Consider the following 23513-nt stretch of genomic DNA (forward strand, 5'->3'; position numbering starts at 1 on the left):
ATGATTCACTAAAGTGGGAGGAGAAATATGGATCTCCAATTAACCACATCACGGACTCAAGGAGGTATGTCTCGTGGCAAAAAAAGTAGAAAAAATCGTTAAATTGCAAATTCCTGCAGGTAAAGCAACACCAGCTCCGCCAGTAGGTCCTGCACTAGGTCAAGCGGGTATCAATATCATGGGATTCACAAAAGAATTCAATGCACGTACAGCTGATCAAGCAGGCTTGATCATTCCAGTAGTGATCTCTGTATACGAAGACCGTTCATTCACATTCGTTACAAAAACACCACCAGCAGCAGTATTGTTGAAAAAAGCAGCAAACGTTGAAAAAGGTTCAGGCGAACCAAACAAAAACAAAGTTGCAAAAGTTTCACGCGATCAAGTAAAAGAAATCGCTGAATTGAAAATGGAAGACCTAAACGCAGCTGACGTTGAAGCAGCTATGCGCATGGTTGAAGGAACTGCACGAAGCATGGGGATCACTGTAGAATAATTTTTACAGACCCTAAGGAAGTAGCTTCTCAGTCGGCTCTATATTGAAAAATATGGGACACGTGGGAGGTTCTACCGTTATAACCACATCAAGGAGGAAACAAAATGGCTAAAAAAAGCAAAAAAATGCAAGAAGCATTGAAAAAAGTTGACGCTGCAAAAGCTTATTCAGTTGAAGAAGCAGTAGCTTTGGCAAAAGAAACAAATATTGCAAAATTCGACGCAACGGTTGAAGTTGCTTACAAACTAAATGTCGATCCTAAAAAAGCGGACCAACAAATCCGTGGTGCGGTCGTACTACCAAACGGTACTGGTAAAACACAAACAGTGTTAGTTTTTGCGAAAGGTGAAAAAGCCAAAGAAGCAGAAGCAGCTGGTGCTGATTTCGTTGGAGACGATGACATGGTTCAAAAAATCCAAGGCGGATGGTTCGATTTTGATGTTGTTGTTGCAACACCAGATATGATGGCAACTGTCGGTAAACTTGGTCGTGTTTTAGGTCCTAAAGGTTTAATGCCAAACCCTAAAACTGGTACAGTTACAATGGACGTAACAAAAGCTGTTAACGAAGTAAAAGCTGGTAAAGTGACTTACCGTGTTGACAAAGCTGGTAACGTTCATGTACCAATCGGTAAAGTTTCATTTGAAGATGACAAATTAGTTGAAAACTTCAAAACAATCCACGAAACTTTAGTAAAAGCTAAACCATCTGCAGCGAAAGGTCAATACATGAAAAACATTTCTGTAACGACAACTTTCGGACCTGGTATCCATGTAGATCAAGCTTCTTTCTAATTTGAATAAAAAACAAAACTTTTGTTGACTTGGCTGCCTTATCTATGGTAAGGTAGTCAAGGTTAAAAGTTTAACTGTACCGAAGACAGTAGGTGACGTCAGTCTTAATTTCCTACCGAGGACGTTTATTGAGAAACTTCAATAGTCCCTCTATGTCTACGGTGGCATAGAGTTTTTTTGTTTTTATCTCTTGATAAAGACAAATGAAGACAGAAATGTTTTCTTGAAACTCTTCCATCAAAATCAGGAGGTGAAATTTAAAATGAGTGAAGCAGCTATCGCTAAAAAAGCCGCAATTGTGGATGAAGTGAGTGAAAAATTCAAAGCAGCCGCATCTGTAGTAGTCGTTGACTACCGTGGATTGACTGTTGACGAAGTAACTCGTCTACGTAAACAATTACGCGACGCAAACGTTGAAATGAAAGTTATCAAAAATTCTATCCTTTCACGTGCTGCTGAACAAGCTGGTCTAGAAGGTCTTGGTGAAGTATTCACTGGCCCGACTGCTGTAGCGTTCAGTAACGAAGACGTTGTCGCACCTGCAAAAATCATGAACGATTTTGCTAAAGAGGCTAAAGCATTAGAAATCAAAGGCGGTATCATCGAAGGCAAAGTTTCTTCTTTGGAAGAAATCACAGCATTGGCAAAATTGCCAAACCGCGAAGGACTTCTTTCAATGTTGCTGTCTGTGCTACAAGCACCTATCCGCAACGTGGCTTACGCTGTCAAAGCAGTGGCCGAAAAAGAAGAAGATGCAGCTTAATTGCCGCATAATCACACTATAAACTAAACTATCTAATTAAATGGAGGAAAACAAAATGGCATTGAACATTGAAAACATTGTCGAAGAGCTAAAAGGCGCGACAATCTTAGAATTAAACGACTTAATTAAAGCTATCGAAGAAGAATTTGGCGTATCTGCTGCTGCTCCTGTAGCTGTAGCTGGTGGAGCTGGCGACGCTGGTGCTGCTGAAGAACAAACTGAATTCACTGTAGAATTGACTGCAGCTGGCGACCAAAAAGTTAAAGTTATCAAAGCAGTTCGTGAAGCAACTGGTTTAGGCTTGAAAGAAGCTAAAGCTGTAGTTGACGGAGCTCCTTCAGCAGTTAAAGAAGGCATCTCTAAAGACGAAGCTGAAGCATTGAAAGCTGCTTTAGAAGAAGTTGGCGCTTCAGTAACAGTTAAATAATCATTTTTGATTTTTTTGAGCTAGAATTCCTTTTAAGTAAGGGTTCTAGCTCTTTTTTTGTTTATGATTCTAATTTCAGTTTGAGAAAATGACGCTGTCTTACTATTAGTGATCCGTATTTTTGTTGAGGCGTCGAGGACTTTTTATAAAAAAACAAGCCTAAGACTAGCGCTGAGCGCCGCTGACTTAGGCTTGTTTATTTTTTGCGAAATTGCTGAACAAGAAAAATGAAGATAAAAAAGAATAATGCTTCCCATAAAGTAGTTGTCCAACTAAAGGTACGACTGATCCCAAAAAAAAGATTCCCAATATTGGATACGACCAAATAGATGACCGTAGCAATCAATGAAAAAATTAAGCGTTTTGCCATCATAATTCCCCCTTGCCTTTGATTGTAACAATTGACTGACGAGAGAGCAATTATTTTAAGAAAAGGCTCCTGTCAAAACGAAAAAAAGATGCGCCATTCTTTAATTGTTTTGGGTGCTTTCAGGCGTGAGAGCAAAGAGGGGAGCTCTATAAATTTTTTTGATTTTCCCAATCAGTTCATTGATTAATCAAGAGGAACATCAAAAATCCAGCCAGCTGGAGCCTTGCGCTCACCAAATTGGATACCCGTCAATTCATCGTATAGCGCACGAGTTTTAGGACCGACCTCCGTTTCACTGTAAAACACATGGAAAGACTCTCCATTTTGGATTCCGCCAATAGGTGAAATAACCGCAGCGGTTCCACAAGCGCCTGCTTCAACAAAGCGATCCAGTTGATCCACATACACATCTCCTTCGACAGGTGTTAATCCTAAAGCATGATCTGCAAGATAAAGGAGAGAATATTTGGTGATACTAGGCAAAATTGATGGCGATTTTGGTGTCACGAATTCATTTTCGGCCGTGATCCCAAAGAAGTTAGCGGACCCCACTTCCTCAATTTTTGTATGTGTTTCAGGGTCTAAATAAATGCAATCTGAAAAATTCCGTTCATGGGCTTCGTATCCTGGTAATAAGCTGGCAGCATAATTTCCGCCTACTTTTGCAGCGCCGGTACCATTTGGTGCTGCACGGTCATAATCTGAAACAATAAAGTTCGTTGGGGCCAGCTCGCCTTTGAAATATGATCCGACCGGCATGCAAAAAATAATAAACAAGTATTCTGGCGCAGGTGCAACGCCGATATTCTCGCCTACACCAATCAATAGCGGCCGTAAATATAGAGTAGCCCCGGTACCGTAAGGCGGTACAAATTCTTGGTTTGCTTTGACCACTTGATTGACCGCATCGAGGAACATCTCTTCGGGAACGAACGGCATACGCAAGCGACGAGCGCTTCGATTCAATCGTTTACTATTCTCATCTGGACGAAACAAGTTGATCCCGCCATCTGGTCGTCGATACGCCTTCAAGCCTTCAAAGCATTGTTGACCGTAATGCAATGCTGGAGAACCTTCATGAATATGCAGAATATTATCTTCAGTCAATGCTCCTTGTTCCCAAGAGCCATTTTTCCATTTTGCGACAAAGCGCCAAGGGGTTTTAATATACGAAAACCCTAAATTTTCCCAATCGATTTGCATAGAGTCACTTCCTTTTTTAATTTTTCCTAGTATAGCATGGAACGCCCATCAAGTCATTATTTTCTGAAAATTCATCGCAATGATTTTCATTTCTAACATCATGATGAAAGCTTATTACTAGAGACTTTATATTCACAGAATTTTTTTTCAAGCCTATCTGGAGCTCTGCAGTTGTTGATAAAAAGGGGGAAGGATTTTGGCAGAACGTCGAGCACTTTAGATTGTATTTACGGAACAGATATGCTTCAATAAGGGTAGAAAAAAATCGATTAGGAGGACTTTCGGTGATCAAAGAAGCGGTTTCTGAAATCCAAGGTGTCCTGGATGCTTATCAGCGACTGGCACCAATCATGATCCATACACCTGCCGCACCAAGCAATATTCTTAGCGCAGAAAAGGCAGGAGAAATTTATCTGAAACTAGAGAATCTGCAGCGTACAGGATCCTTTAAGGCGCGAGGGGCCTACAACAAATTAGCAACATTGACAGAGGAAGAGAAAAAAAGAGGGGTAATTGCTTGTTCAGCAGGTAATCATGCGCAAGGTGTTGCACTAGCAGGCGCCCTGCTAGGGATACATGTACGGATCTTTATGCCGCTTCAAGCAGCGAAGACAAAAATAGAAGCAACGAGAAATTATGGCGCTGAAGTGATCTTAGCAGGAGAGACATTCGACGATACAAAACAAATTACTTTGGAAGCGATGTCACGTAGCGGTGAGGTCTTTGTCTCCCCCTTTGATGATCGAGCGGTAATGGAAGGGCAAGGAACGATTGGGTTAGAGATTTTACAAGATTTGCCTAATGTGGATAATGTCATCGTACCGATCGGTGGAGGCGGCTTGATCGCAGGCATTGCGTTAGCAATCAAACAATTACGCTCGGAAACTAATATTATTGGTGTTCAATCTTATCAAGTACATGGGATGATTTCCTCTATATGGCGACAAGAACTGATAGCCAATCGCAGCAGTAAGACATTGGCAGATGGGTGCGATGTGGCTTTGGCTGGAGAATTGACTTATGAAACGTTGCGCTCGCGCATAGATGAAACCGTTTTAGTTGAAGAGAAAGATATCGAAACTGCCATCCATTATTTGGCTTTAAAAGAAAAAGTGATTGCTGAAGGGGCAGGTGCTCTGAGTACGGCTGCTATCCTAAGCGGACAAATCGATCATTTGCTGAAAGGCAAACGAACAGTCGCAATCGTTTCAGGCGGGAATATCGATTTCTCTGTTTTTAAAGAAATCATTTAAAAAAAGATGATCTCAGACCAACTAGTCGTCTGAAGATCATCTTTTTTAGTCCGTTTTCGATCCAGTTTTCAGAGGAGAAGAAACGTTTACTAAAAACTGCGACCGCCGCCGCCAAATGTTCCGCCGCCGGAAGAATGAGTAGTGGTGCCACCGCCAAAACCGCCGCCGCCATTATTTTTAGGTGGACGTGGGATTCGGCGAGTCGTTACGAAGGAGTTGACCAGACGATCTTCTTTTTGAGTCAATTTGATGCTGGATTTTTCTTGGTAAGGGTATTTGTATCCACCCATTTTTAATTGGTATCTTGATTTGACAATGATGAAAAAAGCAATACTGATCACTGCAGCTACCAATAAGCTAATGCCGATTTCTAAAGGGGTCAGCACTTTATAATAAGTGATCTTGCCTGTCTCACGATCCACATGATAGTGACCACCGGGAACCCCCGCTTCTACATAGCTGGCTGCATTCTCCAAGTAGACCCGGGCGGCTTGATAGTAATTACCCGCCGTCATCTGATCATAAATATTATCCAACATATCATCAAGACGAGCGTCGTTGATATAATCGAGCATATTTCCTGAGGTGGACACATGAAGATTACGGTTGCCCATATCGATCATCAATGCCGAGCCATTCTGATCATTTCCGATGCGATCGGCGAGAAAACGGTCGGTGGTATATTCAATATCGTCAATTTTGTTATTTGTCGTTGCGATAAAAACTTCACCTTTGATTTTCTCATTCAACTGATCGGCTTGTTCGCTCAAACTCTGGATTTCGGAGGGAGTAAAAAGACCAGCGTTATCAGTAACGGTATTTTCTGCTGCCACGCCAGTGACCATCGTCAGTAGAAATCCGGCAACCATTAGGAAAAAACAGGAAAATTTTCTCATAGGAAATATCCTCCAATCATCCCTAGAATCGCAATCACAGCAAAAATCGCTGCACTCGTAAATCCTAAGCGTTTGTAACTGATGGGCAAGACACCGCTGACTTTACCGGTTTGGCCATTCATCGCATAATAAAAAGCATTCTTATTCGGATCATCTGCCCGATAAGTGACCAGCCAGACTGGTAGTAGGACGTAATGATTGGTTTCTTTCGTGATCTCAATGTCCCGCTGGGTCCGATTGAAGCTTGTATAACCATTAACGGTACTGCTTAGGAGATTTTCAGCATAACCGGAAAGTTCCTGTTGTACTTCATTCTTAAGTGCTTGATACTCAATGTCGCGTTTTTCTGCTTGAAATCCTGCCAGATACTGGCTGCGAAAGTCAACGGCCTTATCCAATGGGAAAGGCTGGACCCCGGTAACCATTTTTTGTTGGACATTCTTGGATAAAGCGTTTTTGATCAGTTCATTGATACGCATTTTTCCGCGTCTGGAAACAGCAAATTGTTTGTGTTCTGTATATTCGATCTCGCCGACACGCCAAATTCTTAAAGAAGTTCCAGTTCCAGATAGTTGGCCATCTAGTTCGGCATCGATCCTCCAGTAGGGGAAATAAACACCGGTCAATTTTTCAACTTGCGCTTGATCGAAGAAGTCTCTTGGTACGAACCATTTTTTTTGTGCCCATTCCAGAAATTTAGCGGTTGCTTCTTCTTTTTCGATTGCAAAAGGTAAAACTTTGTTAGGTAAGAATTCTCCAGAAAGACGGCCGGAAAGGACGACTGGATTGTGGCAGAAATAACAGTAAGTAGCTGCTGTCGTAGCATCAGTGACGATCTCTGCGCCGCAGTTAGGACAAAGGAACAAGTCCATTTGGGCCGCCTTTTCTTCGGTTTTTTCTGTGATAGCTTCTTTTAGCGCCGGTTCCGTATCATCAGTGATCGGCTGATTTTCCGGCGCAGTCCCATCTGCAAGTTGGGCTTCTTTTTGTTTTTGTTCAAAGGCTGTTACTTCTGCTTCTGTAAAAATACTCAAACAGAAGGGGCAGTGGAATTTTTGATCACCAGGATCAAAGGTTAGCGCACCGCCGCAGTTGGGGCATTTATGCGTAATGACATCCATTTAAGTTCCTCCTTCATTTAGTCTAAAGGAACTCCCTTAAATGGCTTGCCGCAGTTGGGACAGAATTTCGGGATTCCATTTGCTAAATCAATTATTTCACTACATTCTGAACATTTCATTTGTAAACTTGGGGTTCCTGTAGGTTTTGCTGTACCGCAATTGCTGCAGAACTTACCCGTATTGCTTGTTCCACACTGAGGGCAGTCCCAACTATCGCCATTGTTTTGTTTCTGCTGATTTTCTTGGTTTTGCTGGATTTGTTGCTGATTGTTTTGAGCTGCTTGATTCAAGTAACCGCCAGTTGTGTTCATCCCCATGCCCATACCAACAAATCCGGTTGTTGCACCGGCAGCATTACTACCTGCGGATTCCATCCCACGTGCGATCGAACCTTGAACATACCCTTCACGAACATTTGGGTCACCCAACATGGCACCTTGATTACGCATGTTGATCAGTTTCACTGAATCATCCGTATAAGAGATGCTTGCAACAGCGACTGAAACGATTTCCATTCCTCGCAGTTCGCGCCAACTGTCGTCTAAAACCTCACCCATGTATTTGCTTAATTCCATACTTTTTGATGGAACATAGGAGATGCGCTCGCCATCCGCTGACATTTTGTTGATGGCTGTCTGTAAAGCAGTCAGAAACTCTGCTAAATATTGTTCGTTAATGTCATTGATGTCAACTTGTGTTTTATTTTTTGGAATCGCGTTGGTGTAGAATAAGATCGGATCAGTAATTCGCAATGAGTAATTTCCATGGGCTCTTAGGAATAATTCTGCATTATAAAAGTTGTCAAAATAATTTAATGGAGAAGAAGTCCCGAAGCGGATTCCTTTGATTTCTTGCAAATTGATATAGAAAACTTGTTGTTTTTGAGGTGTTACGCCACCAAATTTGAAGCGATTAAACGTTTCAGAGATGGCATCCTTTAAGGAACCGTTGAACATGGAAGGAGCCAAGTCATTTTTGACAGTATAGTAGCCTTCCTCTGCTGTATAATCAATGATTTTTCCACCATCGACCAGCAGCATCATCATATTAGGGTAGACGTGGATTACAGATCCATCTGTTATGACATCCTCCGTTCCTTTTCGGTTCGAACCGCGTTTGTCATTGCGCCGTACCTTCACACCTTTAGTCATCACTGTCGTATCGCCCATATTGTCAGGTTCGAAGACCTCTAGCCATTGGTCGGCAAGACCTCCGCCAATCGTGCTTGTTGCAGCTTTGATAATACCCATTTTCAGTCCTCCTTACAAATTTTCATCATCCAATGGATGAATGTACATTCATTATACCATAGCTCCGTATTTTCTATGTATTAGACCAAAGTTGTAGAAGTGTAGGCAAAAGTTGAATAAAAAATCGTCTATAAAACAATACTTTTTTCAAAGTATCGTTCTCTAGGATGTGCGGATTTTTATTAAAAGATTGCTCCCTTAAAAAATCATTTCTTTTTCAGCAGATAGGCAACTCAAGGTAGTTTTTTTTGTAAATATTACGTATAATAGATAATAGCGAATTTTGAAAAGAGTGAGGAAAAATATGGCCTATCAAGCATTGTACCGTGTATGGCGATCCCAACGGTTCGAGGATGTCGTTGGACAAAAAGCAATTACGCAAACCTTGAAAAATGCGATCGAGCAAAATCAAATTTCGCATGCTTATTTATTTACCGGTCCTCGGGGAACAGGAAAAACGAGTGCTGCCAAAATCTTTGCAAAAGCAATCAATTGTCCAAACCAAGTCAATGGAGAGCCCTGCAATGAATGCGAGATGTGCCGTTCGATCACAGCTGGTACGCAAGAAGACGTTATCGAAATCGACGCAGCCAGCAACAATGGGGTCGAAGAGATCCGCTTTATCCGAGACCGTGCAAATTATGCACCAACACAAGCTGAATATAAAGTATATATCGTGGATGAAGTTCATATGTTGTCGACCGGCGCCTTCAACGCGTTACTGAAGACGTTAGAAGAACCACGAAAAAATGTAGTGTTTATTTTGGCGACGACAGAGCCGCACAAGATTCCTGCAACGATCATTTCTCGAACGCAACGATTTGATTTTAAGCGAATCAATACGCAAGATATCGTTGATCATCTAAAGACAGTTTTAGACGGCAGTCAAATTGCCTATGAAGAAGAAGCCTTGCAAGTGATCGCACGAGCCGCAGAAGGTGGGATGCGGGATGCGTTAAGTATCGCTGACCAAGCTATTGCCTTTAGTGATGGCAAAGTCACGACTCAAGACGCATTAGAAGTAACCGGCAGTTTGTCTTATGAGATGATGGACCGTTTGATGCAATTTTGCGAAGACCAAGCAGTACCAGATGCATTAGAGACATTGCGCCAGCTGCTGTCTTCGGGCAAAGAAGCACGGCGGTTGTTGGAGAACTTGCTGGTCTATTGTCGTGACTTGCTCTTATATCAGCAGGCACCACAATTATTAGAAGAAAAATCACTGCAGATCACACCAGGCTTCAAAACTTTAGCTCAGGCAGCTACTGCAGATCAAATCTACCATTGGATCACTGTTTTGAATGAGACGCAAAACGAGGTGCGATTTACCAATAATCCGACCATTTATTTGGAAGTAGCAGTTGTTAAACTAGCAAATCAGAGGAGATTGCCAGCTTCAGGAGAAGTTTCGGTGTCGAATCAAGAAGTTCAGCAGCTTCGTCAAGAAATTCAGAAGCTGCAGTCAGAAGTACGAAAACTACAAGAAAACCCATCGGCGGCCAGCAGTGAACCGGTCAATCCACCTGCCAAGAAGACCAAAAATAGCAGCACTTTCCGAGTGCCGAAAGAACGGGTCTTTCAAGTCTTGAAAGAAGCCACAAAAAAAGATCTCGCAAATGTGCGGAACATTTGGGATGATCTGTTGATGTCATTGTCGGTGACACAACGAGCAATGCTCCACGCGAGCGAAGCAAAAGCAGCCAGTGCATCTGGTGTAGTGATTGCCTTTGATTATGAGATTGTCTGTCAACGAGCAGCCAATGACCAAGACTTGCAGCTGACATTGCATAATCAAATTTCACGAATGATATCTGATTATGCACCGCAAGCCGTGTTTATCACGAAAGAAAGCTGGCCAATCTTACGACAAGAATTTATTGCTGGCGGACAAACCTTCAATACAGGCGAATTAGATGAAGGGGAAGCTGAACCAGAACCAACTACGGAAGAACCTGAAAATGAAGTCGTCGTTACCAAAGCCCAAGAGCTTTTTGGTGAATTGGCGAGCATCGAAGAAAATTGAGAGAATTGGAGTGAAGAACAATGATGCGAGGCATGGGAAATATGCAAGGCATGATGAAGCAAGTACAAAAAATGCAAAAAGAGATGGTAAAAGAACAAGAAGCCCTAAACAGTAAAGAATTTATCGGCGAGTCAACAAATGGCTATGTGAAGGCAACTTTTACAGGTGATAAAAAATTACGCGATCTTTCGATCGATCAAGCAATCGTCGATCCGGAAGATGTTGACATGTTACAAGATATGCTGATCTTGGCAGTAAATGATGGATTAACTAAAATTGAAAAAGAAACCGAACGGACTATGGGTAAATACACTAAAGGAATCCCCGGTTTATAAAAGGAGAAATGTGGCGTGCAGTATCCAGAACCGATCGCACGATTAATCGACAGCTACATGAAGCTGCCAGGTATCGGACAAAAAACAGCAACTAGATTGGCTTTTTATACGATCGATATGAAAGATGAAGTCGTCAATGAGTTTGCTAAATCACTGTTGAGCGTCAAACGTGATCTGCATTTTTGCAGTATTTGCGGAAACATTACAGAAGGAGATCCCTGTGAGATCTGCAGTGACCCTTCACGAGATAAAGGCACGATCTTAGTAGTAGAAGAACCAAAGGATGTCATGGCGTTAGAAAAAGTCCGTGAGTACCATGGGCTCTATCATGTTTTGCATGGTGTTCTGTCTCCAATGGAAGGTACTGGACCAGAAGATATCAATATTGCTCCTTTGATTCAGCGTCTGCATGATGACCAAGTGAAAGAAGTGATCATTGCTACGAACGCCACGACAGAAGGTGAAGCTACCGCGATCTATCTTTCCCGACTGATCAAACCAGCGGGGATCAAAGTGACGCGGTTGGCTCACGGTTTATCTGTCGGCAGCGATATTGAATATGCGGACGAAGTGACATTGCTTAAAGCAGTGGAAGGAAGACGTGAATTATAAGAAATTGGAGGCAACAAGGGTGAGTGGACTGTTCATAACCATTGAAGGACCAGATGGCGCTGGCAAAACCAGTGTTTTAGAAGAATTATATCCTCGTTTGCAGCTAGAAGCCAAACGAGACATTGTTAAAACGAGAGAACCAGGCGGTGTAAAAATCGCAGAAAAAATTCGGCGGATCATACTGGATCCCAAAAATTCTGAGATGGATGAACGGACTGAAGCATTGCTGTATGCTGCTGCAAGACGCCAACATTTGATCCAAGTGATTTTACCAGCATTGAATGAAGGCAAAATCGTGATCTGTGATCGATTTGTAGATAGTTCTTTAGCTTATCAAGGGGCAGGGCGCCGGATCGGTATTCCTGAGATTGCACGTATCAATGAATTTGCCACCGAAGGCACGGAGCCTGACTTCACCTTGTATTTAGATGTCGATTCGGATACAGGTTTAAGAAGGATTCAAGAGCATCGGGCTCATCAGTTGGATCGCTTGGACGCGGAAGGATTAGAATTTCACCAACGAGTTCGTCATGCTTATTTGAAGCTGGCAGAAGAAAATCCTGTACGCATCCATAAGGTTGATGCTAGAATGGGATTACAAGATGTCGTTGAGACAAGTTTTTCAGCAATCGTTGAAGCATATCCTTCCTACTTCAAAACAATGTGATCGCTGACGACAATAATAAGGAGATGATCTCATGAAATTGATTATGGCAATCGTGCAAGACAAAGACAGCAACCGATTAGCAAATGAATTCATTGATGCCAACATTCGCGCTACGAAACTTTCATCTACCGGCGGATTCTTAAAAGCCGGCAACAGTACATTTATTATTGGTCTTGAGGATGAGCGGGTCCAAGACGCATTGGAACTGATCAAGAAAACCTGTCAGTCTAGAAAACAATATGTTTCCACACCAATGTCGTTAGACATCTCACTTGATGGGCAAGTACCTTATCCAGTGGAAGTAGAAGTTGGCGGTGCAACGGTTTTTGTTCTACCAGTCGATGGCTTCCATCAATACTAAAAAGGAGCAGACCATGGAGGAACTTTTTTTACAAGAATATCAACCTCTGGTTTTTGCCCAACTGAAGAAAAGTGTCGAGCATGGGCGGATTGCCCATGCTTATCTTTTTGAAGGCGATGCAGGAACGGGCAAACATGAGATGAGTTTGTGGCTGGCGAAACGTCTCTTTTGTACGAATGTTCAATCAGATGAACCTTGCGGATCTTGCAGTAATTGTTTGCGGATCGCTCAAGGGGAGCACCCGGACGTACTCATGGTGGAACCAGATGGACAGACGATCAAAGTAGATCAAATTCGTCAATTGCAAGAAGAATTTTCTAAGAGCGGCTTCGAAAGTCGCTTGAAAATCTTTCTTCTTTCTCAATCAGAAAAAATGAATACAAGTGCAGCAAATAGTTTACTGAAATTTTTGGAAGAACCTGTAGGGAATTTCTTAGCGATTTTAGAAACGGAAAGTGTTGGACGGATCTTGCCGACGATCCAGTCCCGTTGTCAAATCATTCATTTTTCACCATTGGCGAAAGAAAAATTGCAGACAAAGCTGCAAAAAGAAGGACTTTCTCAAGAGAGTAGCCGTCTTTTGAGTTACTTGACAAATAGTTATCATAAAGCAGTTGAAATCTCCCAAGAGGAATGGTTTAATGAAACTAAGGATGCTGTTGCACAATGGGTGAAGTATCTCTTGAAGAAAGATCCGCAAGCGTTTATTTTCGTTCAAAAAAAGCTGCTCGCTTTAGCAAAAGAAAAAGAACAGCAGAGAGTTATTTTTTCGATTCTGTTATTTTATTTGCAGGAAGAACGAGACCAGTTATTGGCACAAGGCTTATGGGGAAAAGAGATCAATCTTGCCATCGAAGCTGCCTTGCAAGCCCAAAAGAAACTGCAAGCGAATGTAGCTTTTCAAGGCGTTGCTGAACAATTTTCAGTGAAGATCATCTATGGCATAACAGTACCCTAAAGGGGGAGCAATGTTATGATAGAAGTAGTCGGTGTACGCTTTCGCGCTGCGGGACAAATCTATTTTTATGCGCCTGAGAAGCGAGATTACACGTCGGGGGAACGAGTGATCGTTGAATCACAAGAAGCAAAGTTTATGGCGACCGTCGCGATTCCTAAGCAGTTGATCGATTCGCAAGATTTGCCTTATGACATAAAGCCAATCATTAGACAGGCCACGCCTAAAGATATCGAGAAAGAAAAGAAAAATCGTCAAGATGCTGAAGAAGCGCTGATCATTGGCAAGCAGAAGATTCGAGCGCACAATTTACCTATGAAACTTGTTAGGGCAGAATATACATTTGAGCGGTCAAAGATGCTGTATTATTTTACAGCGGATGGTCGAGTTGATTTCCGCGAACTAGTCAAAGATTTGGCGAGTCATTTTCATACAAGGATCGAGTTGCGACAAATCGGTGTACGAGATGAAGCAAAGGCGATCGGCGGAATTGGTCCATGCGGCCGCAAGCTCTGCTGTTCGACGTTCTTAGGCGATTTTATCCCTGTCTCGATCAAAATGGCCAAAGATCAAGGGCTGTCTTTGAATCCGACGAAAATTTCCGGGTTGTGTGGTCGTTTGATGTGCTGTTTGAAGTATGAGAATGATGAATATGAACAAGCAAAACGAGAATTACCGGATCGCGGCAAAGAAGTTGAGACTCCGGATGGAAAAGGAAAAGTAGTCGGTCTGGATTTATTGCAGCGCATTATCAAAGTCCGTTTGTACGATCGACAAACGCCCATAGACTATGAATATGAAGAACTAGTGACAAAATAAGTAGGTGACCATAATGAGCATGGACAAGCGATCGATTTATGATGGATTGAATCAGTTAGAAAATGAACTGCAAAATTCGTTGAATAACTTAGCAGAGATGAAACAGTCTTTGCAAGAAATCGTTGAAAAAAATGCGACGCTAGAATTAGAAAATCAACGTTTACGGGAACATATCCGTGAATTGAATCAAGTGGCCGAAGCGCCCGCAGAATCGGTCAAACAAGAATTGTCCAAATCGCGAATGAATTTGGAAAAGATATACGAAGAAGGATTCCATGTTTGTTATGACTTATATGGATCTAGAAGAGAACATGATGAACCGTGTGCTTTTTGTCTTGAAGTGATCTATCGAGAAAGCGGACGATAATAGGAAATGACCAGCGCAGGTGGCTGGTCTTTTTTTGAAAGTAGGGAAAGTATGCAGAAACAACAAAGCTATAAACAATCGAATGGAACGCTTTATTTAGTGCCGACACCAATCGGAAATTTGGAAGACATGACCGTTCGTTGTGTCAAAATTTTAGGGGAATCCGATTTGATTGCCAGCGAAGATACTAGGAATACCCAGAAATTATTGAACCATTTTGAAATAACGACACCGCAACGAAGTTTGCATGAACACAATTTCAAGGAACGTGTGCCGCAACTCATCGATCAATTGCTAGCTGGAAAAATAATTGCACAATGTAGTGACGCAGGGATGCCATCGATCAGTGATCCTGGTCATGAATTAGTCAAAGCGTGCATTGCAGCTGATATTCCAGTGATTGCCTTGCCTGGTCCTACAGCAGGATTGACTGCTTTGATCGCTTCTGGTTTGTCTCCGCAGCCCAATCTTTTTTATGGCTTCTTACCTCGAAAAAAGAAGGAGCAAAAAGAAGCATTGGCTGAGCTGGCGAACCAGCCGGCTACGATGATCTTTTATGAATCACCTTACCGCTTGGCAGCGACGATCGAAAATATGATTACTGTTTTTGGTGCAGAACGTTCTGCAGTCATCTGTCGAGAGTTGACAAAAATCCACGAGGAATACTTGCGAGGTTCTTTAAAGGAACTGTTGGACTATCTAGGGGAAAATACAGTCAAAGGAGAGTGCTGCCTTTTGGTTGAGGGATCGACGGACTCTGTCGAAATCGTTTATGATGGAAGCCTTAAAGAGCAAGTAACAGCTCTGATGGAGACCGGGATGTCTTCTAAGGAGGCTATCAAGGAAGTGGCGAAACGCAATCAAGTAAAAAAACAAACGGTCTATCATGCCTATCACTTAGACGCTTAACCGATGCCTGTGCATCGGTTTTTTTGAATAATGAGTTTCATTTTTAGTGGCATGGATGATTGGGTGAAACCGTCACAAAAGGACATGATATACTAGTTTAAAAAGGAGAAAAAGATGAACATACGAGACATGCAAAAAGCGATCTATCAAAACAAAATTGATCATCAATTTAATGTCACCAATATTGAAAAGGAATTTTTGTCATTATATGGTGAAGTGGCTGAAGCTTTTGATGCTTATCGCAAAAAACAAAATGTGGGGGAAGAATTGGCAGATGTAGCCATCTACCTTCTCGGTTTAGCGGAGATCTTATCGATTGATCTAGACGGAGAGATTCAGAAAAAAATGAAAATCAACCAAGCCCGCCGCTATACCAGTTATGGCAATGGGTATGCAAAACGAATCGATGAATGATGGTTCGTCATTCGATTGAACTGACAATGAATTGTTAAAGGAAGTGGGAAACGAAATGACAACCAACTTAAGCATACGTGAGCTAACAGAAAAAGATTTAAAGGAAGCTGTTGAAATGTATATTGCAGTCTTTTCAGCGGAGCCATGGAATGATCAACTGACCGTTCCTCAAATTACAGAATATGTGTCATCCATGATGGCGATGAATACTTATATTGGCTATTTTCTAACGGACTCATTGACCAATGAAAAGATAGGGTACTCGTTAGGCTTTATTAAGCCGTGGTACCAAGGAAAAGAATATGTCATCGATACCTTTTTAATTGCTGGCAAGCATCAAGGGAAAGGTTTCGGCTCTGCTTTTTTAGAAAGGATCAAAGAAGAGTTGGTCAAAAAAGGCATTCCCACGATACTATTAGATACAGAAGAAAAGATGCCAGCTGCCGATTTTTATAAAAAGAATGGCTTTAAGCCTTTGACGGATAATGTGACTTTTTATGCGTCGTTTTGATCGCCATTACCCAAGAAAGCCATCAGTCGAATTGCGAATGTTAGATTTCATAACATATAAAGTGAGCTTTTTTCAGAATAATTGCAAAAATTTAAAAAAACACTAGCGATCTCCTGGATAAGATGGTAGGATATCTAACATAAAAGGGAGTGATTGGAATGGGAACAGGAAATAGTGGGTTTATTTTGGTTTGCAGTGGGATGGTTTTTTTAATGACTCCTGCGCTAGCTTTTTTTTATGGTGGATTGGAAAGGCGAAAAAATATCTTGAATACAATGATGATGGTGATTTGCACCATGGGACTAGCTTCAGTTCTGTGGGTGGCGGCTGGGTATTCGCTTTCTTTCAGTGGTACCGGTGCGTTTATCGGCAACATCGATAAGTTATTTTTCCAGCAAGTTTCCATGACGGACGGAGAAGGGATTCCTGAAGGATTGTTTGCGGCTTTTCAAATGATGTTTGCACTAATCACAACAGCGATCATTACCGGATCAGTCGTAGGACGAATGCGTTTTTCAGCTATTTTCTTATTTATTGGCTGCTGGCTGTTTTTGGTTTACTTTCCGATGGCCCATATGGTTTGGGGTGGCGGCTTCTTAGATGCTATCGGTTCGATTGATTTTGCAGGAGGCAACGTTGTCCATATTAGTTCAGGAATCAGCGGTCTCGTGCTAGCATTAGTCGTGGGTAAGAGACGCGAGTTTCATCAAACGGAGTATCGTCCCCATAATATTCCATTTGTCGTACTAGGTGCAGGGTTGCTATGGTTTGGCTGGTTTGGCTTCAATGCTGGATCAGCATTAGCTGCTGACGGGATCGCCATTCAAGCGTTGTTAACGACCAATACGGCAGCCGCAGCTGCGATGCTCTCCTGGATGTTGATTGAAAAAGTTCTATTAGGGAAGCCAACCATTGTCGGAGCTTGTACCGGAGCTGTCGTGGGTCTGGTAGCAATTACTCCTGGCGCAGGTTTTGTTTCCCTTTGGTCATCCTTTGTGATCGGGGCATTAGTGAGTCCGTTTTGTTATTACTTTATTTCGGTCATCAAGCATCGCTTAGGTCTGGATGACGCTTTGGATGCTTTTGGTTGTCATGGGATTGGCGGAATCTTTGGTGGAATCATGACGGGGATTTTCGCTGATCCTGCTGTCAATCATCAAACTGGGTTGCTCTATGGTGGAACAGAATTGTTCATTGCGCAGATCATTAGTATCGTATTTACGATTCTTTTTGCGGGGGGCATATCTTTTCTATTGATCCATGTGATCAAACGCGTGCTACCGATCCGGGTCACAGAACAAGAAGAAGCTATTGGAATGGATCGCAGTGAACATGATGAAACAGCTTATCCAACGTTCATGGGGCTGGATTCATAGATGCAGGAATGCAGATGAAAAAAGTAGAAGCGATCATTCGACAAGAAAAATTAGAAGAATTAAAGGCAGCTCTTGATCAAATAGATATGGCTGGAATGACGGTGAGTCAAGTATTGGGCTGTGGTAATCAAAAAGGGGTCAAAGAATTTGTTCGGGGACAAGCAGTGATTACGACACTTTTGCCTAAAGTAAAGGCGAGTTTTGTTGTAGAAGATGAAGAGGTTGAAGCAATCATTGAACTGATTTTGTCTATCTGCCATACAGGTGAAGTAGGTGATGGTAAAATTTTTATTTACCCAATCGAAGAAGCAGTACGAATCCGAACCAATGAACGAGGCCCATCGGCGCTGTAAGTCTAGACGTTTTTAACGAATCGAACCAAATTTGAAGTCTTAAATCATAACGGGAAGCAAAAAGAATTTCTGTCTTTTTTACAGGGATTCTTTTTGTTTGCAACAATCGCCGATGCTTAGAATGAGCCTCTTGATAGGGAACTTCTGTTCGTTTATAATAGAGGAGAATGGAGTGGTGAAGATGGCTGAGTTGCGTTTTCCGTTAAAAAACGATACGTCTCGGAAAATCATCCATATCGATATGGATGCCTTTTTTGCATCAGTAGAAGAAAGAGACAATCCTGAATTGGCTAAGCATCCCTTAGTGATTGCCCGCCACCCAAGTGATACTGGGGGTAGAGGTGTCGTCACGACTGCCAATTATAAAGCACGTCAGTATGGGATCCATTCTGCAATGAGTGCGCAAAAAGCCTTTGAATTGTGTCCTCATGCCGTCTTTATACCTGGCAACCATCAGAAATACCGCGAAATTTCTCAGCAAGTCCGAGAGATCTTTGGGCGCTATACCGATGTGATTGAACCGGTTTCTATCGATGAGGCTTATCTGGATGTGACCGTCAACAAGATCAACTGTCCTTCAGCGATCAAAATTGCTCGCATGATCCAGCAAGACATTTGGCAGACGACCCAGCTTACTTGTTCAGCAGGCGTCAGCTACAATAAGTTTTTAGCCAAATTATCTTCGGATTTTCACAAACCCCGGGGGTTGACGGTAGTGATGCCGGAAGATGCCGTGGTCTTTTTAAAAAAATTACCGATTGACAAATTTCATGGTATCGGTAAGAAGACAGTGCCGAGAATGCACGAATTAGGGATTTATAAAGGATCTGACCTTTATGAATGGAGCGAAATGGCATTGATCCAAGAATTTGGAAAAATGGGCTACTCGTTATACCGGAAAGTTCGAGGAATCCATGATTCTCCGGTCAGTGTGACGAGAGAACGCAAATCAGTCGGAAAAGAACATACGTATGGCAATGCGTTAACCACAGAAGATCAAGTCATCAGTCAGCTAAGAAACCTGGCAGAAGAAGTAGAAAGATCATTGAAACGTACGCAAAAACACGGAAAGACTGTGGTGTTGAAAGTGCGTTATGCCGATTACTCCACCATCACAAAACGGGTCACGTTGCCAGAGTATATGCACAAGAAAGAAGCTATTTTTTCACAAGCTAGTTTGATTTGGGAGGAGATTCTAGGAATCGAAAAAGGGATCCGCTTATTGGGGATCACAGTTACGAATCTTGATCCATTAGCTTATGAAAATATCGTATTGCCTTTGTGGGAAACAGAATAAAATATATGGAGGCGCATAATGACGACAAACAGTCAATGGAAAGCGTTACTAGAGGAATTCATGGCACAAGAAAATCCAGCACGAAAAGTTCAAATGCGGGCGTACATGCGGAACCAATTTGACTTTTTAGGGATTCCGTCACCTGTACGCAAACAAATACAAAGACCTTATTTTGCTGCAATGAAAAAGGCCGCCATCGATTGGGCATTTGTTGAAACCTGTTGGCAACTACCTTATCGTGAAATGCAATATGTAGCTATCGACTATCTGGTAACGATGCAGTCGGTCCTCCAACCAGACGAACTGGAGAAAATAAGTGAATTAGTCCTTCAAAAGTCTTGGTGGGATACTGTTGATGGCTTGAATAAAGTTGTTGGTGGGCTGACTATGACCTACCCGGAGTTGAGCCAAAAGATGCTTGCTTGGAGCAAAGCAGAAAATTTATGGCTCCGGCGCATCGCCATTGACCACCAACTGCTTAGAAAAGAAAAAACCGATCGCGAGCTTTTAGAGACGATCCTTTTAAATAATTTAGGTAGCGATGAATTCTTTATCAATAAAGCGATTGGCTGGAGTTTGCGCGATTATGCTAAAACAAACCCTGAGTGGGTGCAAGCTTTTCTGTTAACGCACAAAGATCAGTTAGCTCCGTTAAGTATCAAAGAAGCAAGCAAACATTTGTAATGATGGTGTGTTTTATGATCAAAATAAAAGGGAATGTGCCATAAATCTCCTACAAGTAACACTATCCGAACATTAATTATTATTGCTCCTGCGGTGCAGGGACTCCTCGTCGCAAAAGTCAGAGGAATCTATCCTAGCAACAGACTATTATTCGGTTTAACTTGTTGGATGATGACTTATGTCACAGTCCCTTTTATCTTTTGTATCAGTTTGAAAACTGAAGTTTATTCAAGTCGTCAAATACTCTTTTTGATTTGTTCATAGCTTTTTTCTGCGTCTTTGCATTTGTCCCAAATCACCGCTTCGCCTAGTGCTAGGGATTTAGGAACATCAATGATTCGTTGATTGCTGCTACCGCGAAATTGCAGATTCAAATTGCGTTTGCTCAATTCGAAACGGCCATCAACTAGGATATCGATGCGAGACAGCAACTCAAGCTTATCTTCTGTTTCCAACAGTAGTTCCTCGAATGTGTAACCAGACCAGCTCCAAATATCTTTGCCATGACCGAACTCGGAACGGACTCTGTTTACCACTTGCAGACATACTTCAGTATTCAAAAAAGGTTCGCCGCCCAATAGTGTTAGTCCCTGAACATAATCGTGCCGCAAATCTTCAATGATCTGTTCTTCGAGTTCTGCTGTGAATGGGGTGCCATAGCGGAAATTTTGGACTGCTTTATTGAAACAGCCTTCGCAAGCAAATAAACAACCACTGACATACAGGCTATTGCGGATACCTTCGCCGTCAACAAAGTTGAAGGCTTTATAATCTGCAATATGATTTTGACTATACTCTTTTGCTTGCCATTCTTTGGGGCGAGGATTTCTCATGTGCAAAACTTCTTTCTAACTATTCGATTATTCGATAAAAATGTCCTTCGCGACTGTAGCAAAAACCATTAGAAAGCACAAATGCGCGAGCAATTCCAGCACTCGTTTTCTGCGGACTCCTGACCAACAGTTGTCAGTTAGAAAGAAGCAGAATTTGCTTACGCTTTAGTCGCGTAGGGGACACTTGTTTCAGTCATTATGTTTCATATGTTTGACACGAGCGGAAATTTCTTTGTGACGACCGTGAACCATTGGTCGAGCTTGAGGATTTCCTAGGTAACCGCATGTTCGTTTGACGACGTCACAACTCTTTGGATCGTGATTGCCACATTGTGGACATTCGAAGCCGCGTTCAGTTGGATTGAAATCACCTTCATATCCGCATTCATAACAATGATCGATCGGAGTGTTGGTTCCTAGATAAGCGACACGATCATACGCATAATTCCAAACTGCTTCAAGAGCTTTGGGATTTTGTTGCAGAACTGGGTATTCACAATAATGAATAAAGCCGCCAGAACAATACTTTGGATAGTCTTTTTCAAAATCCAACTTTTCAAATGGCGTTGGATTTTTGCGGACATCATAGTGGAAGCTATTTGTGTAATATTCTTTATCTGTGATGTCTTCAACGATGCCGAATTTTTCTGTATCTAAACGACAAAAGCGATCGGTCAAGCTTTCGCTTGGTGTGGAATAGACGCTAAAATGATAGCCGTATTCATCGCCCCAAGCATCTGCATGGGCTTTTAACTCTTTCACGATGGCTAACGTGAATTCTTTTGCTTCAGGATCATTTTCCCACTCACCACCAAAGAAAGCAGCAGCTGCTTCATACAATCCAATATACCCTAAGGAAACAGTAGCACGTTTATTTTTGAACAACTCGTTGACACTGTCTTTGCGATCGAGGCGTTTGCCGAATGCGCCATACATGTATAGGATTGGTGCATTTGCCGGACTCGCTTCTTTGCAACGTTCTACTCGGTAAACAAGCGCATCTTTGACGATTTGCAGACGCTGCTCCAGAAGAGACCAGAATTTGTCGCGATCTCCGTTAGCTTCTAGGGCAATGCGGGGAATATTCAATGTTACGACCCCAAGGTTCATCCGTCCTACATTGACTTCTTCGCCATGTTCATCTTTCCAGCCTTGCAAGAAAGAACGGCAGCCCATCGGTACTTTGAAACTACCCGTCAATTCAATCAACTTGTCATAATTCAAGACATCTGGATACATCCGTTTCGTTGCACATTCCAGAGCCAATTCTTTGATGTCGTAGTTTGGATCTGTGGGTTCCAGATTTACGCCGCGTTTGATACTGAAAATCAACTTCGGAAAGATTGCTGTCCGTTTTTCGCTGCCAAGTCCGTTGATCCGGATCTGTAAGATTGCACGTTGGATTTCTCGCTCAAACCAGTTTGTTCCCAGACCAAAGCCTAAGGAAGTGAAAGGTGTCTGTCCATTTGAAGTAAACAAAGTATTGATCTCATATTCCAAACTTTGCATCGCATCGTAAATGTCTTTTTTTGTCTTGTTCTTCGCGTAAGCTTCTTGGCGATCCTCGCCGTCGATCCATTCACGCGCATCTTGCAAGTGTTTTTGATAGTTCAATTCAGCAAAAGGTGCAAGTAATTCATCCGTCCGGTCTGCAGAACAACCGCCATATTGACTAGATGCCACATTGGCAATGATTTGAGAGATCTGAGCTGTCGCCGTTTGAATCGATTTTGGTGATTCGACTTCTGCGTTTCCGATTTTGAAACCATTGTTCAGCATGCCTTTGAAATCGATTAGACAGCAGTTAGTCATCGGAGTATAAGGATGATAATCTAAATCATGATAATGGATATCACCTTTTTGATGGGCGTTCGCCACATGAGGGGGCAGCATTTTCAAGCCGATGGATTTCCCTACGATCCCTGCAGTCAAGTCTCTTTGAGTATTGAAGACATTGCTGTCTTTATTGGCATTTTCGTTGACCACTGCTTGATCTTTATTCATTAATTTATTGATCGTAAAGTTGATATCCGTCGCTTTGCTGCGTTCAAAATCGCGACGTGTCCGATAGTTGATATACTCTTCGGCCAATGCATATTCATTTTTTGCTAATAAAATATGCTCAACGATGTTTTGGATTTCATAAATTTTAACGTTTTTGGTAAACCGTTCGGCGATCTCATGATCGATTCCTTCTACGATTTCTAAAATCCGTTCATGATCGAGGGGAGATAGTTCTCCTTTAACTTTTCTTTGGGCTTTTACTAATGCATCGTAAATTTTTTGGTCATCGAAATCTACTAAGCGACCATCACGTTTCACGATCTTCAATTGGGTTAATTGAGGATGGCTACCCCCGCTTTGTTCAGTATTTCTCTTTAAGTCCATCATTACTATCACTCCTTATCTTCTCCAATATCATAA

At 42.1% G+C, this 23513-nt stretch carries 27 protein-coding genes and 1 other annotated feature; of the genes, 20 read left to right on the forward strand and 7 right to left on the reverse strand.

Features of this window, described 5'->3' with window-relative positions:
* Positions 1-73 precede the first annotated feature (73 nt).
* From rplK to rplL, 4 genes are all read left to right on the forward strand, one after another.
* A complete protein-coding gene (gene rplK, locus EGX73_RS11540) occupies positions 74-496 on the forward strand; it encodes a 50S ribosomal protein L11 (protein WP_003127077.1) in 423 nt (140 codons plus the stop codon).
* A 104-nt stretch (positions 497-600) separates the two neighbouring features.
* Positions 601-1290, forward strand: a complete 690-nt coding sequence (gene rplA / locus EGX73_RS11545; RefSeq protein ID WP_003127078.1) for a 50S ribosomal protein L1 — start codon at positions 601-603, stop codon at positions 1288-1290.
* 61 nt (positions 1291-1351) lie between these two features.
* Positions 1352-1478, forward strand: a sequence feature (ribosomal protein L10 leader region).
* A gap of 74 nt (positions 1479-1552) precedes the next feature.
* Positions 1553-2053: a 50S ribosomal protein L10 gene (gene rplJ / locus EGX73_RS11550; protein ID WP_003127079.1), complete on the forward strand. Its 501-nt coding sequence runs from the start codon at positions 1553-1555 to the stop codon at positions 2051-2053.
* Between the two features lie 55 nt (positions 2054-2108).
* Positions 2109-2480 carry a 50S ribosomal protein L7/L12 gene (gene rplL, locus EGX73_RS11555; protein ID WP_003127081.1) on the forward strand — a complete coding sequence of 124 codons (372 nt, stop codon included), beginning with the start codon at positions 2109-2111 and terminating at the stop codon, positions 2478-2480.
* A gap of 196 nt (positions 2481-2676) precedes the next feature.
* On the opposite strand, the gene EGX73_RS15955 is transcribed toward rplL, so the two are convergent.
* Positions 2677-2850, reverse strand: coding sequence for a hypothetical protein (locus EGX73_RS15955; RefSeq protein ID WP_005472376.1), 174 nt, complete (start codon positions 2848-2850; stop codon positions 2677-2679).
* A 183-nt stretch (positions 2851-3033) separates the two neighbouring features.
* Positions 3034-4053: a branched-chain amino acid aminotransferase gene (locus EGX73_RS11560; protein WP_041119238.1), complete on the reverse strand. Its 1020-nt coding sequence runs from the start codon at positions 4051-4053 to the stop codon at positions 3034-3036.
* A gap of 284 nt (positions 4054-4337) precedes the next feature.
* Here EGX73_RS11560 and EGX73_RS11565 point away from each other — a divergent pair, with 284 nt between their 5' ends.
* Positions 4338-5306 (forward strand): pyridoxal-phosphate dependent enzyme, encoded by a 969-nt coding sequence (locus tag EGX73_RS11565; protein WP_003127084.1) that lies wholly within the window; start codon positions 4338-4340, stop codon positions 5304-5306.
* An 89-nt stretch (positions 5307-5395) separates the two neighbouring features.
* Here the strand turns inward: EGX73_RS11565 and EGX73_RS11570 are convergent, their stop codons facing one another.
* The 3 genes from EGX73_RS11570 to EGX73_RS11580 are packed head-to-tail and all read right to left on the reverse strand — an operon-like array spanning position 5396 to position 8573.
* On the reverse strand, positions 5396-6175 hold the full coding sequence (locus tag EGX73_RS11570) for a TPM domain-containing protein (protein ID WP_249455814.1): 780 nt from the start codon (positions 6173-6175) through the stop codon (positions 5396-5398).
* 23 nt (positions 6176-6198) lie between these two features.
* Positions 6199-7323, reverse strand: a complete 1125-nt coding sequence (locus EGX73_RS11575) for a hypothetical protein (protein WP_003127086.1) — start codon at positions 7321-7323, stop codon at positions 6199-6201.
* Between the two features lie 17 nt (positions 7324-7340).
* On the reverse strand, positions 7341-8573 hold the full coding sequence (locus EGX73_RS11580) for an SPFH domain-containing protein (protein ID WP_005472382.1): 1233 nt from the start codon (positions 8571-8573) through the stop codon (positions 7341-7343).
* A 304-nt stretch (positions 8574-8877) separates the two neighbouring features.
* On the opposite strand from EGX73_RS11580, the gene dnaX reads away from it, so the two are divergent.
* From dnaX to EGX73_RS11660, 15 genes are all read left to right on the forward strand, one after another.
* Positions 8878-10596 carry a DNA polymerase III subunit gamma/tau gene (dnaX, locus tag EGX73_RS11590; RefSeq protein WP_005472384.1) on the forward strand — a complete coding sequence of 573 codons (1719 nt, stop codon included), beginning with the start codon at positions 8878-8880 and terminating at the stop codon, positions 10594-10596.
* A gap of 20 nt (positions 10597-10616) precedes the next feature.
* Entirely contained in the window at positions 10617-10931 is a 315-nt protein-coding gene (locus tag EGX73_RS11595; RefSeq protein WP_003127089.1) for a YbaB/EbfC family nucleoid-associated protein, read from the forward strand.
* 15 nt (positions 10932-10946) lie between these two features.
* Entirely contained in the window at positions 10947-11543 is a 597-nt protein-coding gene (gene recR / locus EGX73_RS11600) for a recombination mediator RecR (protein ID WP_003127090.1), read from the forward strand.
* A 19-nt stretch (positions 11544-11562) separates the two neighbouring features.
* Positions 11563-12210 (forward strand): dTMP kinase, encoded by a 648-nt coding sequence (gene tmk, locus EGX73_RS11605; RefSeq protein WP_003127091.1) that lies wholly within the window; start codon positions 11563-11565, stop codon positions 12208-12210.
* Positions 12211-12241: 31 nt separating this feature from the next.
* Positions 12242-12571, forward strand: coding sequence for a cyclic-di-AMP receptor (locus tag EGX73_RS11610; RefSeq protein WP_003127092.1), 330 nt, complete (start codon positions 12242-12244; stop codon positions 12569-12571).
* Positions 12572-12584: 13 nt separating this feature from the next.
* Positions 12585-13529: a DNA polymerase III subunit delta' gene (holB, locus tag EGX73_RS11615; RefSeq protein WP_041119240.1), complete on the forward strand. Its 945-nt coding sequence runs from the start codon at positions 12585-12587 to the stop codon at positions 13527-13529.
* A 15-nt stretch (positions 13530-13544) separates the two neighbouring features.
* Positions 13545-14345, forward strand: coding sequence for a regulatory iron-sulfur-containing complex subunit RicT (locus tag EGX73_RS11620; RefSeq protein WP_003127095.1), 801 nt, complete (start codon positions 13545-13547; stop codon positions 14343-14345).
* A gap of 19 nt (positions 14346-14364) precedes the next feature.
* Positions 14365-14712: a DNA replication initiation control protein YabA gene (locus EGX73_RS11625; RefSeq protein WP_082031004.1), complete on the forward strand. Its 348-nt coding sequence runs from the start codon at positions 14365-14367 to the stop codon at positions 14710-14712.
* Between the two features lie 51 nt (positions 14713-14763).
* Positions 14764-15621, forward strand: a complete 858-nt coding sequence (gene rsmI / locus EGX73_RS11630) for a 16S rRNA (cytidine(1402)-2'-O)-methyltransferase (protein WP_029486924.1) — start codon at positions 14764-14766, stop codon at positions 15619-15621.
* 114 nt (positions 15622-15735) lie between these two features.
* Positions 15736-16035, forward strand: coding sequence for a MazG-like family protein (locus EGX73_RS11635; protein ID WP_003127098.1), 300 nt, complete (start codon positions 15736-15738; stop codon positions 16033-16035).
* A 55-nt stretch (positions 16036-16090) separates the two neighbouring features.
* A complete protein-coding gene (locus tag EGX73_RS11640; protein ID WP_003127099.1) occupies positions 16091-16546 on the forward strand; it encodes a GNAT family N-acetyltransferase in 456 nt (151 codons plus the stop codon).
* A gap of 158 nt (positions 16547-16704) precedes the next feature.
* On the forward strand, positions 16705-17922 hold the full coding sequence (locus EGX73_RS11645) for an ammonium transporter (protein ID WP_005472395.1): 1218 nt from the start codon (positions 16705-16707) through the stop codon (positions 17920-17922).
* A 14-nt stretch (positions 17923-17936) separates the two neighbouring features.
* Positions 17937-18275 carry a P-II family nitrogen regulator gene (locus EGX73_RS11650; RefSeq protein WP_005472397.1) on the forward strand — a complete coding sequence of 113 codons (339 nt, stop codon included), beginning with the start codon at positions 17937-17939 and terminating at the stop codon, positions 18273-18275.
* Positions 18276-18456: 181 nt separating this feature from the next.
* Positions 18457-19572: a DNA polymerase IV gene (dinB, locus tag EGX73_RS11655; RefSeq protein WP_005472399.1), complete on the forward strand. Its 1116-nt coding sequence runs from the start codon at positions 18457-18459 to the stop codon at positions 19570-19572.
* A gap of 60 nt (positions 19573-19632) precedes the next feature.
* Positions 19633-20256, forward strand: coding sequence for a DNA alkylation repair protein (locus EGX73_RS11660; RefSeq protein ID WP_086269310.1), 624 nt, complete (start codon positions 19633-19635; stop codon positions 20254-20256).
* 236 nt (positions 20257-20492) lie between these two features.
* Here EGX73_RS11660 and nrdG read toward each other — a convergent pair whose 3' ends face one another.
* Both nrdG and nrdD read right to left on the reverse strand, forming a co-directional pair.
* Positions 20493-21089: an anaerobic ribonucleoside-triphosphate reductase activating protein gene (gene nrdG / locus EGX73_RS11665; RefSeq protein ID WP_003127104.1), complete on the reverse strand. Its 597-nt coding sequence runs from the start codon at positions 21087-21089 to the stop codon at positions 20493-20495.
* 189 nt (positions 21090-21278) lie between these two features.
* Entirely contained in the window at positions 21279-23480 is a 2202-nt protein-coding gene (gene nrdD / locus EGX73_RS11670) for an anaerobic ribonucleoside-triphosphate reductase (RefSeq protein WP_005472403.1), read from the reverse strand.
* Between the last annotated feature and the right edge of the window lie 33 nt (positions 23481-23513).

It is taken from the genome of Enterococcus sp. FDAARGOS_553 (assembly GCF_003812305.1).
GTDB lineage: Bacteria > Bacillota > Bacilli > Lactobacillales > Enterococcaceae > Enterococcus_D > Enterococcus_D gallinarum.

Bases quoted from the DNA above. Each gene is read 5' to 3' on its own strand.
- rplA (WP_003127078.1), top strand. From the start codon at position 601: ATGGCTAAAAAAAGCAAAAAAATGCAAGAAGCATTGAAAAAAGTTGAC.
- rplJ (WP_003127079.1), top strand. From the start codon at position 1,553: ATGAGTGAAGCAGCTATCGCTAAAAAAGCCGCAATTGTGGATGAAGTG.
- rplL (WP_003127081.1), top strand. From the start codon at position 2,109: ATGGCATTGAACATTGAAAACATTGTCGAAGAGCTAAAAGGCGCGACA.
- EGX73_RS15955 (WP_005472376.1), bottom strand. From the start codon at position 2,850: ATGGCAAAACGCTTAATTTTTTCATTGATTGCTACGGTCATCTATTTG.
- EGX73_RS11560 (WP_041119238.1), bottom strand. From the start codon at position 4,053: ATGCAAATCGATTGGGAAAATTTAGGGTTTTCGTATATTAAAACCCCT.
- EGX73_RS11570 (WP_249455814.1), bottom strand. From the start codon at position 6,175: ATGGTTGCCGGATTTCTACTGACGATGGTCACTGGCGTGGCAGCAGAA.
- EGX73_RS11575 (WP_003127086.1), bottom strand. From the start codon at position 7,323: ATGGATGTCATTACGCATAAATGCCCCAACTGCGGCGGTGCGCTAACC.
- EGX73_RS11580 (WP_005472382.1), bottom strand. From the start codon at position 8,573: ATGGGTATTATCAAAGCTGCAACAAGCACGATTGGCGGAGGTCTTGCC.
- dnaX (WP_005472384.1), top strand. From the start codon at position 8,878: ATGGCCTATCAAGCATTGTACCGTGTATGGCGATCCCAACGGTTCGAG.
- EGX73_RS11595 (WP_003127089.1), top strand. From the start codon at position 10,617: ATGATGCGAGGCATGGGAAATATGCAAGGCATGATGAAGCAAGTACAA.
- EGX73_RS11610 (WP_003127092.1), top strand. From the start codon at position 12,242: ATGAAATTGATTATGGCAATCGTGCAAGACAAAGACAGCAACCGATTA.
- holB (WP_041119240.1), top strand. From the start codon at position 12,585: ATGGAGGAACTTTTTTTACAAGAATATCAACCTCTGGTTTTTGCCCAA.
- EGX73_RS11620 (WP_003127095.1), top strand. From the start codon at position 13,545: ATGATAGAAGTAGTCGGTGTACGCTTTCGCGCTGCGGGACAAATCTAT.
- EGX73_RS11625 (WP_082031004.1), top strand. From the start codon at position 14,365: ATGGACAAGCGATCGATTTATGATGGATTGAATCAGTTAGAAAATGAA.
- rsmI (WP_029486924.1), top strand. From the start codon at position 14,764: ATGCAGAAACAACAAAGCTATAAACAATCGAATGGAACGCTTTATTTA.
- EGX73_RS11635 (WP_003127098.1), top strand. From the start codon at position 15,736: ATGAACATACGAGACATGCAAAAAGCGATCTATCAAAACAAAATTGAT.
- EGX73_RS11640 (WP_003127099.1), top strand. From the start codon at position 16,091: ATGACAACCAACTTAAGCATACGTGAGCTAACAGAAAAAGATTTAAAG.
- EGX73_RS11645 (WP_005472395.1), top strand. From the start codon at position 16,705: ATGGGAACAGGAAATAGTGGGTTTATTTTGGTTTGCAGTGGGATGGTT.
- EGX73_RS11650 (WP_005472397.1), top strand. From the start codon at position 17,937: ATGAAAAAAGTAGAAGCGATCATTCGACAAGAAAAATTAGAAGAATTA.
- dinB (WP_005472399.1), top strand. From the start codon at position 18,457: ATGGCTGAGTTGCGTTTTCCGTTAAAAAACGATACGTCTCGGAAAATC.
- EGX73_RS11660 (WP_086269310.1), top strand. From the start codon at position 19,633: ATGGCACAAGAAAATCCAGCACGAAAAGTTCAAATGCGGGCGTACATG.
- nrdG (WP_003127104.1), bottom strand. From the start codon at position 21,089: ATGAGAAATCCTCGCCCCAAAGAATGGCAAGCAAAAGAGTATAGTCAA.
- nrdD (WP_005472403.1), bottom strand. From the start codon at position 23,480: ATGATGGACTTAAAGAGAAATACTGAACAAAGCGGGGGTAGCCATCCT.